14 protein-coding genes are annotated in these 14,032 nt (G+C 45.1%); all 14 read right to left on the bottom strand.

Going from position 1 to position 14,032, the window contains the following annotated elements:
- Positions 1–5: 5 nt before the first annotated feature.
- A complete protein-coding gene (locus tag IGI88_RS08515; RefSeq protein ID WP_275852958.1) occupies positions 6–2,156 on the bottom strand; it encodes a glycoside hydrolase family 3 N-terminal domain-containing protein in 2,151 nt (716 codons plus the stop codon).
- Between the two features lie 6 nt (positions 2,157–2,162).
- Positions 2,163–2,942 (bottom strand): endonuclease/exonuclease/phosphatase family protein, encoded by a 780-nt coding sequence (locus IGI88_RS08510; RefSeq protein ID WP_005232373.1) that lies wholly within the window; start codon positions 2,940–2,942, stop codon positions 2,163–2,165.
- The gene (locus tag IGI88_RS08505; protein ID WP_429960347.1) at positions 2,939–3,853 is read right to left on the bottom strand and encodes an acetylxylan esterase; all 915 of its coding nucleotides are present in this window, start codon (positions 3,851–3,853) and stop codon (positions 2,939–2,941) included. The genes IGI88_RS08510 and IGI88_RS08505 overlap by 4 nt, the downstream gene beginning before the upstream one ends.
- The gene (locus IGI88_RS08500; RefSeq protein WP_429960346.1) at positions 3,846–4,448 is read right to left on the bottom strand and encodes a DUF624 domain-containing protein; all 603 of its coding nucleotides are present in this window, start codon (positions 4,446–4,448) and stop codon (positions 3,846–3,848) included. The genes IGI88_RS08505 and IGI88_RS08500 overlap by 8 nt, the downstream gene beginning before the upstream one ends.
- A gap of 13 nt (positions 4,449–4,461) precedes the next feature.
- Complete coding sequence (locus IGI88_RS08495; protein ID WP_194199319.1) at positions 4,462–4,605, bottom strand: hypothetical protein; 144 nt, start codon at positions 4,603–4,605, stop codon at positions 4,462–4,464.
- 273 nt (positions 4,606–4,878) lie between these two features.
- Positions 4,879–6,480 carry a hypothetical protein gene (locus IGI88_RS08490; protein WP_061053659.1) on the bottom strand — a complete coding sequence of 534 codons (1,602 nt, stop codon included), beginning with the start codon at positions 6,478–6,480 and terminating at the stop codon, positions 4,879–4,881.
- A 14-nt stretch (positions 6,481–6,494) separates the two neighbouring features.
- Complete coding sequence (locus IGI88_RS08485; RefSeq protein WP_005227173.1) at positions 6,495–7,376, bottom strand: carbohydrate ABC transporter permease; 882 nt, start codon at positions 7,374–7,376, stop codon at positions 6,495–6,497.
- An 11-nt stretch (positions 7,377–7,387) separates the two neighbouring features.
- Positions 7,388–8,299, bottom strand: coding sequence for an ABC transporter permease (locus tag IGI88_RS08480; RefSeq protein ID WP_005232388.1), 912 nt, complete (start codon positions 8,297–8,299; stop codon positions 7,388–7,390).
- Positions 8,300–8,651: 352 nt separating this feature from the next.
- Entirely contained in the window at positions 8,652–9,653 is a 1,002-nt protein-coding gene (ruvB, locus tag IGI88_RS08475) for a Holliday junction branch migration DNA helicase RuvB (RefSeq protein ID WP_005227171.1), read from the bottom strand.
- 14 nt (positions 9,654–9,667) lie between these two features.
- Complete coding sequence (gene ruvA, locus IGI88_RS08470; RefSeq protein WP_005232405.1) at positions 9,668–10,258, bottom strand: Holliday junction branch migration protein RuvA; 591 nt, start codon at positions 10,256–10,258, stop codon at positions 9,668–9,670.
- Between the two features lie 181 nt (positions 10,259–10,439).
- Entirely contained in the window at positions 10,440–10,871 is a 432-nt protein-coding gene (msrB, locus tag IGI88_RS08465) for a peptide-methionine (R)-S-oxide reductase MsrB (RefSeq protein WP_061053658.1), read from the bottom strand.
- A gap of 88 nt (positions 10,872–10,959) precedes the next feature.
- On the bottom strand, positions 10,960–11,358 hold the full coding sequence (locus IGI88_RS08460) for a GFA family protein (protein WP_005232409.1): 399 nt from the start codon (positions 11,356–11,358) through the stop codon (positions 10,960–10,962).
- 2 nt (positions 11,359–11,360) lie between these two features.
- The gene (locus IGI88_RS08455) at positions 11,361–11,921 is read right to left on the bottom strand and encodes a Maf family protein (RefSeq protein ID WP_429946982.1); all 561 of its coding nucleotides are present in this window, start codon (positions 11,919–11,921) and stop codon (positions 11,361–11,363) included.
- Positions 11,918–14,026 (bottom strand): DNA mismatch repair endonuclease MutL, encoded by a 2,109-nt coding sequence (gene mutL, locus IGI88_RS08450; protein ID WP_429960345.1) that lies wholly within the window; start codon positions 14,024–14,026, stop codon positions 11,918–11,920. The genes IGI88_RS08455 and mutL overlap by 4 nt, the downstream gene beginning before the upstream one ends.
- Positions 14,027–14,032 lie beyond the last annotated feature (6 nt).

Raw genomic sequence — 14,032 nt, 5'->3', positions numbered from 1 at the left:
CTATCTTACCTAACTAATTGCAGGGTTGTTTGTTGGGTGTCTCGGCTGTTCCCACCAATCATGATGTGGAATTTCCCTGGATCACTGCTTGCTTGTTGGTTGCTGTGGACATAGCGCAGCAGTTCTTCCGTGATCTCAAATTGAACGGTTGCTGATTCGCCAGCCTCTAGCCAAATTTTCTTAAAGCCTTTCAGTTCTTTCACTGGGCGAACCACTTCACCGACTAAATCGCGAATGTAGCATTGGACCGTTTCCCAGACCGCTGCTGTTCCTTGGTTCGTAACCGTGATGGATGCCGTGACTGTTTGATCTTTGGTCATGGTCGGTTGATCCAACGTCACCGCAGAATACGCAACTGGGCTATAGCTCAAGCCGAAGCCAAATGGATATTTGGCATAATTGGAGACATCCAAATATTTTGAGACATATTTTTCATCCGGTGCACTTTCATAAGGACGACCGGTATTGTCAACGTTGTAATACACAGGAACTTGTCCAACGGTTTCTGGGAATGACATACTCAAGCGGCCGCTTGGATTGTATTCTCCCCACAGGATCTGAGCAAGTGCGTTTCCGCCTTCGGTTCCAGGGAACCAAGCCTCAACGATCGCTTTGGCTGCATCAACCCCTTGCAAATCAAGAGGACGACCGTTATAAAGGGTTACGATCAATTGCTCGTTGTATTCTTTCAAGGTTTCAACCAAGGACAATTGGGCTTGCGGCAAGCGAATGTCGCTGCGGCTGGCAGCTTCGCCGCTCATCCATTCCTGCTCTCCTAGTGCTAGGACCACTTTATCGGCTGCCTTCACTAATTCGATCGCTTCTTGGATCGCCGCTTCAGACGGTGCAAAATAATCAAAGGGCTCTTGACCAATCAACAGATCCGCACCCAAGGCTTGAGCACCCGCCACTAAGGTCACTACTTCTTCTTGTTTCCCTTGCCAAGACCAAGCCCCTAATAGATCACGGGAGTGAGCACCTGGACCCACGATCGCCACTTTTTCGGTTTTCTGCAACGGCAAGACACCTTCATTTTTCAACAATACCATTGATTTCTTTGCGATATCGCTGGCGATTTCTCGGTGTTCTTGAGACAAAACAGTGGCTGCTTCAGCGGCTTCATCAGCGCCGCGGTATGGATTTTCAAATAGCCCTAGTTCATTTTTCAAGGTCAAGATTCTTAGCACCGCTTCATCGACTAAGGCTTCCTCAACGGTGCCTTCTGCGATCAACTCTTTCAAGTTATCAGTGTAGCAAGTCGTCATCATCTCGATATCGACCCCAGCTTTGATGGCTAATTCAGCGGCGTGTTTTTCATCTTCCGCTGCGCCATGGGCGATCACTTCTTTGATTGCTGCCCAGTCAGAGATCACAACGCCTTCAAACCCGAATTCTTCTCGCAAAACATCGCGGAAAAGCCAGCGATTGGCTGTTGCTGGAATACCGTCCACCGTATTGAAGGAGGTCATCACCAGTTTGGCACCGGCATCAAGGGCCGCTTTATAGCCCGGTAAATAACTTTCTCGCAGTTGGCGTTCTGACATATTGACCGTGTTGTAATCGCGACCGCCGATAGCCGCACCGTAAGCCGCAAAATGTTTGACACACGCAGCCACGCGGTTGAAATCTGTTCGCAGATCATCCCCTTGATAGCCTTTGACAAAGGCTTCAGCGAAGCGACTGTTCAAGTAAGGATCTTCCCCCGTCGATTCCATGACACGGCCCCAACGTGGGTCTCTTACTAAGTCCACCATCGGTGAAAAGGTCACATGCAAGCCAGAAACAGCTGCTTCTTTGGCAGATACTTCCGCCATCTTCTCCGCTGCTGCCAAATCCCATGAACTACCTAATCCTAATGGAATCGGAAAAATCGTCCGAAAGCCGTGAATGATGTCCGCCATCAATATCGTTGGGATATTCAAGCGGTTATTTTCGATATACTCTTTTTGGACGCGGATCGCTTCTTTTGCACCAGAAACACCTAGCGTTGTTCCCGCATTGTTGATGTTCTCTTGTGTCAGTCCTAAGTCGCCCATTGGGCCGGTTTTCTCTTCTGCTTTATCTGAATAAAAAGCCGCTGCCAGTTGCAGCAACTGATCGATTTTTTCATCTAAGGTCATTTCTGAAAGTAGTTCGGTTAATTTCTGCTGTTCCATTTTTATTCATCCTTTGCTTTCTTCAAATTGGACTTCTGCTTCTAAAGGAAAATGATCGGAGGGAAAACGACGATCACAAGAATCCGTTAGACAGGCGGTTTTGACCACCGTGAAGCCTTTCGTATAGATATAATCAATTTCTTCTAGTTCTTGCCATGGTAACGTATAAATAAAATTTTGATAGGAGCCTTTTGGCCCGTGATGGGGCTTCTGTCCATGTTCTTTGGCATTTTGAAAATGTTGCTCTAAGTACCGATGCACCCGCTCGGTTGGCTCCGCATTCAAGTCGCCCATCAGCAATACAGGATAGCGTTCGATTTGATCTGCCAGCTGCTCAAAGATCACTTTCATCCCTTCAAAACGAGCCATTTCTGAAATATTATCTAAATGGGTCGTGATGACAAGAAACGGCGGATTCTTTTTTTCCTGTAAGACTGCCCAAACACATAAGCGTGAATACGCAGCTTCTGGATGAATACTTGGTTCAGTCGGTGTCAATGACAACCAAAACGAACCTGAAGCTAATAACTCGAAAGCCTCTTTTTGATAATACAGTCCAATGCCTTCGCCTAAGCCATCACCATCTCGTTCAGCAGTGACGGAAGCATACTGCGCTAACTTTGCTAAATCTGCAAATTGGCTGGGACGAGCTTCTTGGATCGCCAGAACATCCCAGTCGTAGTAATCGATCAAGGAGCAAACCGCCTCCGATCGATAGTGCCATTGCCATTCTTGGTCATAGTCGGTATCGACTCGTAGATTGTAGGTTGCTACTTTCATCTTCATTCATTTCCTTTGAGTAATTTTTTGATTTGCTGCATTTCACGACGGATTTGTTTCGCTTCGCCGCCGCCATGCCCTTTATTTAAGTAAATACGCAATTCTTTCGGTCCAGGAATCTTTTTATAGGAAACGAAGAAATCTTCCATGGGACAGATTGGATCAGCACTGCCGACCGATGTATAAACAGGACCAGTTATCTGATGAGCAAAATACTTCAAATCAAAATAACTCATGACTTGATAGATCGTTTCCCGCATTTCTGGAAATTGTTCGATATACTCTTGAATCACATGGTAACTTCCTGTTTTTTGTTCGATCCGATGGACAAGATTGGAGTGGCTTGGCACATCGGCAAACGTCGCAAAAATTGGGACGTTCGTTAATGCGTTGACCAATAAGGCGATGCCGCCGCCTTGTGAGCCGCCTCTTAAAATAATCCGCTGCGGATCGATTTCCGGTATCTGTTGAAGGACTTCTAGTGTGCGCAAACTATCTGCGACCAATCGCTTCATATAAAAATCTTCTTTTTTCAAGATGCCGCGTCCAAAAGGTGCTTCATGCTGCGTGGTTTCATAAGGAACTTGATCTTGCGTGCGTCCCCCTTGTCCACGATTGTCGATGACAAGACAGCCGCAGCCGATCAGTAACCAATGAGCGAATTGGAAGGGTTCTTGCACATGATTCATATAGCCTAAAAAATCAATCACGATTGGACAATCTGCCGCTTGTTCTGGCAGCAGCAGATGCCCATAGATCGTTTCATTACCAAGACTTTGAAAAGAAATCGTAAAACAATCGATCCCTTTCAGCAAAGGCGCTTGTTTGGTTCTTTCAAAGGCTAGCGGAAGGGCGTCAAGTTCTTGTTGGACCGAAACCCAAAAACAGGATCGATCAGTTGCGGTCGATTCAGTCATTTGTCTCTTCTCCCTTCGCTAATACTTTATTGAAAAACAACACTTGTACAAAGGCTGATCCTGAAATGCCTAAACAAACAAATAAGAATAGGTTTACTTTGCTGCACAATACAAAAACAATGATTGGGATCACCAGTAAAATGATCGCATTCGCCGTACTGCTAAGAACCGCATATGCTGTTTCTTTCGCTGTTTCTTGCAATGATTGCGCAAACAAACTGTACAAGAGAACGAACACGACGAGATACAGCGCAGCCAAGCTGACGAGGATCACGGCTAAAACGCCAAAGTAAGGTGTAAGCATCATCAAGGAATAGATCAAACCGGCAAAGACTGCGACATACGCCATAACAAGACCTTCTAAGAAGAGACCACGTTTGAGGTTGCTTAAGAATGCTTGCTTGTATCGTTGCCAAATCGGGACATCTCGTTCCTTGTACAATTGATCGATCGTCCGATACAGCGCGATCAATGCTGGCCCTGCGAGAATCAGCGTCATTGCTGGAATCATAAAGAGAAAACTAACAATGATCATATCTGCTAGAAAAGCAAAGACCCGATAGTACCATCCTTCATAAGAAAATAGTCGATTCATTATGATCCTCCAATCAAAACTTGCTGATTTGTGCTGCGGGTGCTGCGTAAACCTGTTTCTTGCCTTCTTGTGATTTTGGGTCGTTTCTCAACGTACGGTTTTCTGGGTTGCAGGTCTCACTGCGTGAGCCAGTCGCAGTGATTCTTTGTACGGACACTACGCTCCTTACAGTCGCCTAGTACTTTTCATCATCTGCTCGTCTCCGCTTTCGCTTCGCCTACAGTTGCACTAAGTAAAACACACTAAGTGCAGCTTGCATGTCTCACTACGTGAGCCAATCGCAGTGCTTCTTTGTATGGACACTACGCTCCCTGCGGTCGCCTAGTACTTTGAAACATCAGATTTTGCGCAAAGTGCGCGCAAAACCTGTGTTTCAAAGCAAAGGAGAGGAAAGGTCTTTTTTTTGGCTTCCTTTCCTCTCCTATGGGGGTTATTTTAGTCGTTCGCGGTTTTCGGCCATTTTTTCAGTTTTAATGTCTTTGATTGCATCCCAGTTGTTTGAATCTAAGAAGCCTTCAAAGTCGGTTAGTGTGCTGTCAAATGTTCCTTCATCTTTTGAACGAATCAATGAGATGATCGTACTGTTGATTTTGGTTTTGATTGCTGTGTTTGAACGTGCTTCAGCAGTTCCGGCATCTGGATCCGTATTTTCGATCACAAAGTGTGGATACAATTTGCCTTCGCCCCATTCTTGCATTTGGGTCAACGCATTTTCGGTTTTGACTTTCAGTGCATTGACACGGTCGTTGTTAAAGTAGTTGAAACGGCTGATACCATATTTTTTGTTGTAGCCTTCGTTGTCGGTTTGTTCCATTTCTTTGATTTCTGGCAAGTAATCGATTTTGCCTTCATCGTTGTATTCATACGTCACGCCTTCAACACCGAATTTTGTCAAAATTTGTCCTGGTTCATCGATCAAGTACGTGAAGAGTTGGGTTACTTTTGCTGGATCCGCCGCATCTTTTGTGATGTAGTTGATCAACCAGCCAGAGATTCCTGTTTGGTTCAAGGTTGCTTCACGACCAGAAGTGCTGGCAGGTCCGTCGATTGCGATGTAGCGTGTGTCAGAGTTTTTCATGAATTCGGTGAAGTTCCCACCTTGTCCGCTCGTTCCTGCTACTAAGATCGTTGCATAGTCCCCTTGTTTTACTTTTTCATCATAGGTTGGACCGTCATCGGTAAAGCTGTCATCACTGATGTTGCCGTCACGATACACTTGATTAAAGGTTTTCAACCATGAGATATATTCTTCATCTAAGTTACGATCGTAGAAAGCACCATCTTCATCTTCTAACGGAACACCTAAGAAGTCTTGCAATTTATCTAAGAATGGTCCTGCTGTTTCGCCGATCGTTGTGAAGCCCATTGGTGTCAAATCAGGGAATTTCTCGCTGATTTCTTTCATGACTTTCACATAGTTTTCTGGAGTCGAAACATCTGGTTTGCCCAATGCTTCATAGACATCTTCACGGATCACAAAGTTATCGTTGACGGGAATATTGCCGCTTTCGTAGTCCGCTGCTGTGTTGGAATAGTTTGGATAGCCATAAGTTTTGCCATCATCTAAAGCAAACCATTTGAAGGTATCTTCGGTCACGACATTCATCAAATACGGATCGTATTGTTCCGCTAAATCGTTTAATGAGTATGCCCAGCTATCAGCTTTTGTGGCTGCTTGACTGGTTTTATCCATCAACGTCACGATATCAGGCATATCACCACTTGAAATCAAAGCATTTAATTTCGAATCATCACCTGAAATAAATTCAATATCAATGTTCAAATCTTTTTTGATTTGGGCTGTCGTCACATCTTCACCAAATGGCAAAGCTGTCCAGTCTGAATTGATGTACCATGTGATCTTGGTTGGTTCTTCTTTGGTATCGAGTTTCCATGCTGGTGTCTTTTCATCTAACTCATACCGATCTTTGATAGAAAAATCCGAACTGCTGGCATTGTCTGAGCTGCCGCCACATGCTGCTAAGCTAAGTAATGCTGATGCTGCCAATAAACCGCCTACTACTTTTTTCATGTCTATCCCTCTTTCTATTCTTTTACTGCACCGGCCATCATACCGCCGATAAAGTGTTTTTGAAGCAATGGATATATAATTAAAATTGGCACTGTCGTGATGACGATCGTAGCCAACTGAACCCCACGGGTCGTTGCTTGGACGATAAAGTCGGTACTACCGCTTTCAGTCATCGTACTCAAGTTGGATTGGACGATGATTTCATAAATCTTCATTTGCAGCGGATAAAGATACTCTTTTGTGATATACAGTTTTGTTGTCATAAAATCGTTCCATTGGCCAACCCCGTTGAACAAGATGATGGTTGCCAATGCCGGTTTCGTTAATGGTAAGAAGATTTTATAAAAGATTTGGAATTCACTTGCACCGTCGATCTTCGCCGATTCTTCGAGTGAAGGCGGAATCTCACGGAAAAAGTTCATTAAAATCACGACATCATAATAGCTGAACAAAGCTGGAATAATGTAGACCCAGAAAGAATCCAGTAATCCTAGCGAGCGAATCAGCAAGTACGTTGGAATCATCCCACCACTGAAGTACATGGTGATGACCCCCATCGTTGTATAAATGTTGCGGCCAACCAAGCGTGATTTACTCAATCCGTAAGCCACGATCGCACAAAACAAGGTATGGGTTGCAGCCCCAAGAACCGTTTTTAACACTGAGATCAAGAAGGCACGGGGGATACTTGCGTCGGAAAAAACTTTCCGATAGTTTTCCCAGGTAAAGCCTTTGGGCCATAACACGAGGCCGTTGCCCGCTAATCCAGAACTAGAAGACACGGAGGAAACCAAGATATTCCAAATCGGTACAATGATCATTAACGAGAATAAAATCAAGATCACGGTATTGAAGAAGTAAAACCACGTGTTTTCTTTTGCTTTTCTTTTGATCATGTTTTTTCCTCCTATAAGATAACTGAATTGCCGTTGTTCAACTTGCGGGTCACTCGATCCGTGATCACCAATAAGATGACGGAAATGACCGCGATCCCCAAGCCGACAGCAGTTGCATAAGAGAAATCACCTTGCGTCAACCCCATTTTATAAACAAAGGAGTTGATAACTTCTGAACGGTTTTGGTTCTGTGAATTCATCAAAACTAATGTTTGATCTAGGTTTGACCCTAAGATACCGCTCACATTCAGAATCAAGTTTAAGGAGATGATCGGTGTCAGTAATGGCAATGTGATCGAACGAATCTGTCTTAGCTTGCTGGCACCATCGATTCGTGCGGCTTCATAAAACGTTGGATCGATCCGCGACATACCTGCCAAGTAAAGAATCGTTCCCCAGCCGACTTCTTTCCATAGATCCGAAAGGACCGCGATCCACCAATATTTGCTTGGATCCAATAGATGATTGACCCCTTTGTCCATCAATCCTACGGACATCAGCACTTGGTTGATAAAGCCGTTCGTTGACAGCCAAGAAATCATCATCCCACCTAGCACGATCCATGAGAAAAAATGGGGAATGTATGAAACCGTTTGAATAAATTTCTTCAAGCGGCCATCTTGCATTTCAAAAATCATAATGGCTAACACAATCGGGATCGCAAAACCTAAACCTAATTTCAATAAGCTGATGGCTAACGTATTTCTAACCGCTTCCCAGAAAAAACTGTCATTCATAATGATACGGAAATTCTCTAACCCGACCCATGGTGCTGATGAAATCGTGTCAATCACCGTATAGTTTTTGAAAGCGATTATAATTCCGTAGATCGGAATATAATTAAATACGATCATAAATGCCACGCCGGGAAAAACCATCCAGTGAAGCTGCCGTTGACTATAAAACTTTTGCAGTTTACTCATACACAAAATCTCCTTCTTTCTATCCTCGCAACACTACGTATATCTCCACATTTTGGTGAAACGTTTCTACAAAAAGATTATATCCGCTGCCAATCGAAAATGCAAGCCTTTCCAATTATTTTTTTCAGCATTTCTTTTTTCACAAATTTCGTTGGGTTTCTCACAAATTAAAAAGCTTTTATATCAGCTTTTTCAAAAGAAATCCTTTTTCCAAACATTTCCTTTTAATCAAATTTCACAAATATTGCATTTATTCAACATCGATTGATTCTCAGAAATCATTATAAAATAAAAAGAAACGTTTCACCAAAAGCACAAAAAAGCAGCAATCATCGTTGATTGCTGCTTCGTTCTATTCACTTCTTTGCGGATAGCCAAAATGGTCATAGGCTAACGGCGTTGCGATCCGCCCACGCGAGGTGCGTTTCAAAAAACCTTTTTGGATCAAAAACGGTTCGTACATATCTTCCACTGTTTCGGTTTCTTCCCCGATATTGACAGCGATCGTACTTAATCCCACCGGGCCGCCTTGATACAATTCGATCATCGTGCGGATCAATTTCTGATCGATATAATCCAAGCCAGCATGATCGACTGCCAAAAGCGCCAATGCCTGGTCAGCAACGGTGCGATCGATCAACCCATCCGCTTGCACTTGCGCATAATCGCGAACTCGTTTAAGCAACCGGTTGGCGATCCGTGGAGTGCCTCGGGATCGGCGGGCGATTTCGATCGCCCCTTCTTCCACGATATCCGTTTCAAAGATCGACGCAGTCCGCTGCACGATCTCTTTTAAATCATGGTCTTCATAATATTGCATATGAGAAATGATCCCGAAGCGATCCCGTAGTGGCGCCGAGAGCATCCCCGCCCGCGTCGTTGCGCCGACTAAGGTAAACGGCGGGAGCGGAAAATGAACTGGGTGAGCCGTTGTCCCTTGCCCCACCATGATATCCACATAAAAATCTTCCATTGCCGAATAAAGCATTTCTTCGGCGACACGAGGCAAGCGATGGATCTCATCGATAAACAGAACATCCCCCGGCTGCAGCTCATTCAAGATCGCAATCAAATCCCCTGGTTTTTCGATCGCAGGACCGCTGGTCGTCTTGATTTGCACCTGCATCTCGTTGGCGATCACCATTGCCATCGTCGTTTTCCCTAAGCCTGGCGGACCATATAAGAGGACATGATCCAACGCTTCTTCTCGATTTTTCGCCGCTTGGATATAAATCGAAAGCTCCTGCTTGACTTTGTCTTGTCCGATATATTGGGCAAGGGTTTGCGGACGCAAGGATTTTTCGATGATCTCTTCTTGTTCAGTACTTTCTGGCGAAACAATTCGTTCATCCATCGTCTACTTGCTCCTTACTTTTTCATCATCAATCGGAGAGCTTCCCGCAAGTACTCATCCGTCGATTTTGTCGTATTCGCCGCTAATTGTTTTTCGGCTTTCTTGACTTCTTTTTCGCTATAACCCAATGCTTTCAAGGCTTCCATCGCTTCATCTAAAGCAGTCGTTGCCACGCTTAGAGGAACGATCGCTTCTTCTCCAACCAGTTCAGCCACTTTGCCTTTCAAGTCTAGGATCATTTGCTGCGCCGTCTTTTTACCGACACCTGGGAACTTAGTCAAATAGTTGACGTCCCCATTTTCGACTGCCGTGATCAACCCTGTATGGTCTTCATTGGCCATGATTGCTAACGCACTCTTTGGTCCAATACCTGAGACACTGATCAATTTTAAAAACAACTGCTTGCCTTCGATCGTGGCAAAGCCGTAGAGACTATGAGCATCTTCACGAATCACTTGGTGCAGATAGATTTTTACTTCTTGGTTTAACTTGCCGCTAAATGAATACGGATTGCCAAAAGCGATCTGATAGCCGATGCCATGGGTCTCAACGACGATATACGCCGGAAAGATATCCGTTACTTTCCCTATGATATATTCGTACATGTGCTTTCCTTTCTGTACATATGTTCCCTTTATTGTAGCACAGACGAGAGGGCAAAAAAAGGACTGTGAACGAAGGAAAAGGTTTAGCAGGAAACAAACGGAGGAAAAACCGTTGTTTCAGTCGCATTTTTTCAAACGAGACATGCTGCTGAATCTTTTTTTCGCACACAGTTCCTAATACTTACTCAACGAGTGATTTGAATTCGCCATAGCCTTTTTCATCCATTTCTGCTAAAGGGATGAACTTCAATGCTGCCGAGTTGATACAATAGCGCAAACCGCCTTTGTCTTGAGGACCGTCTGAAAAAACATGTCCTAAATGAGAGTCAGCTTCTTTGCTGCGGACTTCTACCCGATGCATACCGTGAGAAAAATCGGCTTTTTCTTGAATATCTTGGCGACTGATCGGCTTCGAAAAGGAAGGCCAGCCACAACCGGCGTCATATTTATCAGTAGAAGCAAACAATGGTTCTCCGTTGACGATATCAACATAGATCCCTTTTTCATAAAAATCATCATACTCGCCAGTAAAGGGGCGTTCGGTTGCATTTTCTTGGGTCACCGCATATTCGATCGATGACAATTTTTCTTTTAATTCTTTTTTATCTGTCATTTTTTCACCTGCTTTTCCTCTAGACTCATCCTGTATGCTCTATCATGCCTTTTTTCTTAGCGAATGTAAAATGACTTGCTCAAATTGTTTAAGGGTTTTGCAGCTTTTGCCAACGAGTCGTTGGTTCCGCAAAATGGTAAAACTGCGGTTGGTCTTTTGTATAGATTTCTTCGGTTAAGACAGCTTCTGGCATGTTACCAAATAATCCAGCCGCAAAAAAATAGGTGTGTGCTTCTTTGAGGTAAAAGAACAGACTCGAGCCACATTGACTGCAAAATCCTCGTTGTGCCCACTTAGAAGAATCATAACGTCGCAGCCACTTCGCTCCTTGAAGAGCCATCTGGTTCTCAGAACATGGTGCAAGAGCAAACATCGGTCCGCCGTGAAATTTCTGGCAGAGACTACAATGACAAACCGTGATTTCTTTCGAAACTCCAGTCAAGTCAATCGTGACTTTGCCGCAAAGACAACTACCAGAAACATCCATCCTTATTCCTCCTCCATAAACTCTTGCAACAACTGATAGACCGTAGTGACAGGAAACCCTACAATTGTATAAAAATCGCCGTTTATCGATGAGACAAATACTTTGGCCGCCCCTTGGATCCCATAGGCGCCCGCTTTGTCTTGGTACTCATCTAAGGCAAGATACTTGTCGATCTCTTGATCGGTCAAGGAACGAAACACAACTTCCGCCGAAACCACTGCTTGGCGCAGCTGTTCGCCTTTTTGCAAAACGACGGCGGTATGCACCCAATGGGCACGTCCGCTCATTTTTCGCAACATCGAACGAGCATCTTCACGGTCGGCTGGCTTTCCTAAGATTTCTTCATCCACCACGACCGTGGTATCGCTCGCGATCACCAGATCTTCAGGATATGCTTGCGTAATAGCCGCCGCTTTTTCTGCTGCCATCCGTTGGACATAAGGGATCGCCGCTTCGTTTGGTCGGACCGACTCGTCGATATCCGCTGGTATGACCGCAAATTCCGGGACTAACTCCGCTAATAATTCTTTGCGTCGCGGCGACTGTGAAGCCAAAATAATCATTCCATGCCACTCCTTGCTCGATGAGGATCTTGAATCCGTTTGAACATCCGCTCCATGTCGCTGTTGGTGAAATGGATCAGCACCGGGCGACCATGGGGACAGTTGAAGGGATTCTCGCATTTCGCTAAATCTTGCAACAAGATCCGGGCTTGTGCTTCATTCAAATAATGATTGGCTTTGATGGATCGTTTGCAGCTCATCATGATCGCGGTTGCTTCACGAAACTTTTTGACACTGACACTTCCTGTCGTCAATAACATATCGATCATTTCGCGGATGATGGCTTCTTCTTCACCGCTAGGGTACCACGTCGGGTGCGCTCGGACGATGAAACTATTGGTCCCAAAAGATTCCAGATGGATCCCGACTTCTACCAGCTTGTCACTTTGTTCTTGTAATTGCAGTGCATCGCTGTTGGGATAATCCAAAACGATCGGCACTAACAACTCTTGCAGGTCATTGGTCACTTCGCCGATTTTTTCGCGGTAATACTCATATTTGATTCGTTCTTGTGCCGCATGCTGGTCGACGATATATAGCCCCGCCTCGCTTTGGGCAAACAAATAGGTCCCATGCATCTGCCCAAAATAATCCAGTTGGGGAAAACGCTCCTTCGCTGGTTCTTCTTCCAGCAACCGTTCGACCGTTTTCAGGTAGTTGCGGTCATCCCCATGTATTTCCGGGTGAAGAGTCGCTTGATTTTGCAGATCTTGCGCCGTAAGCTCTGGCGTCTCTTCCGAGAGAAAGGCTGGCGCTTCTAGCAGCGGCGCTTTTGTTTCCATCTGATCTTCCACAAATGGTTTTCGGACAGGCTTATTTGGCAGCGTCTCTTCCAAACTGCGAAAGGTTTCCTCGGTTTCTTCCAACAGGTTTTCGCTAGATCCCTGTGGCATTTCTGGAAGTTTTCCACATTCCTCCACAGGTTTTTCCACAGAGTTATCCACAGTCTGTTGATAAGTACTGCCCTGAACCTCAAATTTCCCGGTTTCCCGATTATAAGACAACCCAGAAGTCGAATTTCCTGCTGACTCCAGTTCCAAGCCAAGCTGCTGGGCTTTTGGCTGATCGGCAACTTTTTTCTTAAACCGCAGATTGTCAGCCGCGTTAGGAATCAAATTGATTTCCCGCAGCGCCTCATTGATGGCTTTACTGATTAGTTTCGTTAGCTCTTCTTCTTTTGACAAACGAACTTCTTGCTTAGTCGGATGGACATTGACATCGACTAGCAAGGGGTCCATTTTGATTTCAAGGACAGCTAATGGAAAACGACCGACCATCAATTTTGACCCGTAACCGGCTACGATCGCTTTATTCAAAGCAAAGTTGCGAATATAACGACCATTGATGATCGTGGATAAATAGTTGCGGCTGGCTCGGGTGACTTCTGGCAGTGACACAAAGCCAGTGACTTTAAAGTCGAGGTCCTCAGTATCGATCGCAATCATTTTTTTGGCCGTTTCCACCCCGTAGATCCCGGCGATGGTTTGTTTTAACTGCCCACTTCCAGTGGTGCTCAACATCTTGTTGCCTTCATGAACGAGACGAAAAGCCACTTCTGGATGGCTTAGGGCGATCCGATTGACGATATCGCCGATGTTTGCTAGTTCCGTTTGCAGCGTCTTGACATATTTCAAGCGTGCCGGTGTATTGTAAAAGAGGTTTTCGACAGTGATCTTGGTTCCTTGTCGCAAGTTGGCAGGCAGATGCTCTTCAACAGCGCCGCCTTTTAAGCGCACAAAGGAGCCTTGTTGGGCACCTTTGACTGCCGTTTCAATCGAGAGGATCGAAACCGAAGCGATACTAGGCAAAGCTTCCCCGCGAAACCCGAGGGTACGTATTCGAAACAAGTCATCTCGATTGTGGATTTTACTGGTGGCGTGGCGTTTAAAGGCAGTCAAGACATCCTCTTCTGCAATTCCTTCGCCATTATCGATGACTTGGATTTTACGCAAGCCTGCTTCTTCAATAAAAATATCGATTTGGGTACTGCCGGCATCCACGGCATTTTCAACTAATTCTTTGACGACAGAAGCCGGTCTCTCAACAACTTCTCCTGCCGCGATTTGGTTCGCCAGACGTTCGGATAGCTCTTGGATCTTTCCCATCTGCTG

The organism is Enterococcus sp. AZ179 (genome assembly GCF_050498885.1).
GTDB lineage: Bacteria > Bacillota > Bacilli > Lactobacillales > Enterococcaceae > Enterococcus_D > Enterococcus_D entomosocium.
The sequence above is the reverse complement of the archived record's forward strand: the minus strand, read 5'-3'. Positions and strand labels throughout refer to the sequence as shown.

Coding starts and splice junctions, on each gene's coding strand:
- IGI88_RS08515 (WP_275852958.1), bottom strand. CDS start 2,156: ATGGAACAGCAGAAATTAACCGAACTACTTTCAGAAATGACCTTAGAT.
- IGI88_RS08510 (WP_005232373.1), bottom strand. CDS start 2,942: ATGAAGATGAAAGTAGCAACCTACAATCTACGAGTCGATACCGACTAT.
- IGI88_RS08505 (WP_429960347.1), bottom strand. CDS start 3,853: ATGACTGAATCGACCGCAACTGATCGATCCTGTTTTTGGGTTTCGGTC.
- IGI88_RS08500 (WP_429960346.1), bottom strand. CDS start 4,448: ATGAATCGACTATTTTCTTATGAAGGATGGTACTATCGGGTCTTTGCT.
- IGI88_RS08490 (WP_061053659.1), bottom strand. CDS start 6,480: ATGAAAAAAGTAGTAGGCGGTTTATTGGCAGCATCAGCATTACTTAGC.
- IGI88_RS08485 (WP_005227173.1), bottom strand. CDS start 7,376: ATGATCAAAAGAAAAGCAAAAGAAAACACGTGGTTTTACTTCTTCAAT.
- IGI88_RS08480 (WP_005232388.1), bottom strand. CDS start 8,299: ATGAGTAAACTGCAAAAGTTTTATAGTCAACGGCAGCTTCACTGGATG.
- ruvB (WP_005227171.1), bottom strand. CDS start 9,653: ATGGATGAACGAATTGTTTCGCCAGAAAGTACTGAACAAGAAGAGATC.
- ruvA (WP_005232405.1), bottom strand. CDS start 10,258: ATGTACGAATATATCATAGGGAAAGTAACGGATATCTTTCCGGCGTAT.
- msrB (WP_061053658.1), bottom strand. CDS start 10,871: ATGACAGATAAAAAAGAATTAAAAGAAAAATTGTCATCGATCGAATAT.
- IGI88_RS08460 (WP_005232409.1), bottom strand. CDS start 11,358: ATGGATGTTTCTGGTAGTTGTCTTTGCGGCAAAGTCACGATTGACTTG.
- IGI88_RS08455 (WP_429946982.1), bottom strand. CDS start 11,921: ATGATTATTTTGGCTTCACAGTCGCCGCGACGCAAAGAATTATTAGCG.
- mutL (WP_429960345.1), bottom strand. CDS start 14,026: ATGGGAAAGATCCAAGAGCTATCCGAACGTCTGGCGAACCAAATCGCG.